This window comes from Mesorhizobium sp. M7A.F.Ca.CA.004.06.1.1, assembly GCF_003999135.1.
GTDB lineage: Bacteria > Pseudomonadota > Alphaproteobacteria > Rhizobiales > Rhizobiaceae > Mesorhizobium.
Genome location: NZ_RZPQ01001028.1, coordinates 1 through 1,621 on the forward strand (window position 1 = coordinate 1; position 1,621 = coordinate 1,621).

Annotated in this window: 1 protein-coding gene; it reads left to right on the plus strand. The window is 64.7% G+C overall.

Annotation, left to right across the window (positions count from 1 at the left end):
• On the plus strand, positions 1-1,509 hold a 1,509-nt coding region (locus tag EN906_RS33430), incomplete at its 5' end, for an OB-fold nucleic acid binding domain-containing protein (RefSeq protein ID WP_245484387.1).
• Positions 1,510-1,621 lie beyond the last annotated feature (112 nt).

Genomic DNA, 1,621 nt, shown 5'->3' on the forward strand with positions numbered 1-1,621 from the left:
GTCATCGAGGTGGCGATCGTGCGGCCGGGCCCGATCCAGGGCGACATGGTCCACCCCTATCTGCGCCGCCGGCAGGGCAAGGAAAAACCCGAGTATCAAAAACCGGAGCTGGAGGCGATCCTCAGCAAGACACTAGGTGTGCCGCTGTTCCAGGAGCAGGCGATGAATATCGCCATCGTCGCCGGCGGTTTCAAACCGGGCGAGGCCGATGAACTGCGCCGCGCCATGGCCACCTTCAAGCGCACCGGCACCATCGGCAATTACCGCGACCGTATGATCAATGGCATGGTCGGCAAGGGCTACACGAAGGACTTCGCCGAGCGCTGTTTCAAGCAGATCGAGGGCTTTGGCGAATATGGCTTTCCCGAAAGCCATGCCGCTTCCTTCGCCCTGCTCGTCTACGCCTCCTGCTGGTTCAAGACCTTCTATCCCGACGTGTTCTGCGCCGCGATCCTGAATTCGCAGCCGATGGGGTTTTACCAGCCGGCCCAGCTGGTGCGCGACGCAAGCGACCATGGCGTCGACATTCGCGATGTCGACGTCAATTTTTCGGTGTGGGATTGCACGCTGGAAAAGGCGCCGTTCGATCCGGCCCGCATCCTCCCACGCCATGCCGAGATGCGCGGCGTCATCGAGACGAAGCATGCCGTGCGGCTCGGCTTCCGCCAGATCAAGGGCCTGTCGAAGGAGCGCATGGCGGCCTTCGTCGAACAGCGCGGCTCAGGCTACGTATCCGTCAGGGATGTCTGGCTGCGCTCCGGCCTCGATGTCGGCGACATCGAGCGGCTGGCGCAGGCCGATGCCTTCCGTTCGCTCGGCCTTGATCGTCGCCAAGCCTTGTGGGCGGTGCGCGCGCTCGACGGCAAGAGCGCCGCCGAAAGGCTGCCGCTGTTCGACCAGCCGGCGCTTCGCCTGCGCGAGCTGGAGCCTGAGACGAAGCTGCCGAAAATGCCGCTCGGCGAGCATGTCATCCATGATTACCGCGCGCTCGGCCTGTCGCTGAAGGCGCATCCGGTCGCCTTCCTGCGCGAGCGGCTCGACCGCGCCGGCGTCATCCCCAATGCGAACCTGCCTTCCGTGCGCGACGGCAGGCGCGTCTCCGTCGCCGGCCTCGTGCTGGTGCGGCAGCGCCCCGGCAAGGGCAATGCGATCTTCCTGACGCTGGAGGACGACAAGGCGGTTGCCAACGTCATCTTCTGGCAAAGGACCTTCGACCGTTACCGGCCGATCGTCATGGGCGCCCGGTTCGTCAAGGTCACCGGAAAATTGCAGTCGGAATCGGGCGTGGTCCACATCGTCGCCGAGAGGATCGAGGATCTGACGCCCTGGCTGACCGTGCTTCTGGAGAAGGTCAGCGGGGCCGCACCAGCGGTTCCTCCGAGAGACCTCGCCAAGGACGGTTCGGATCGCTCCAGCCCCGCCAAACAAAGCGCGCCGATCCGGCAGGATCTCGCAACGCTGTCGGAAGAAGCGGAAAGGGTCATGCCCAAGGGCCGCAATTTTCAGTAGGCAAGGCCATGCCAAGGGCGGAACGAAAGCGGACGTCGGCGATCCTTCGCGCTCCCCGCTGTCCCGCCAGCCTTCGGCAAATTGGCGGGTATAAGCAGCGTGCCCCTCAGCC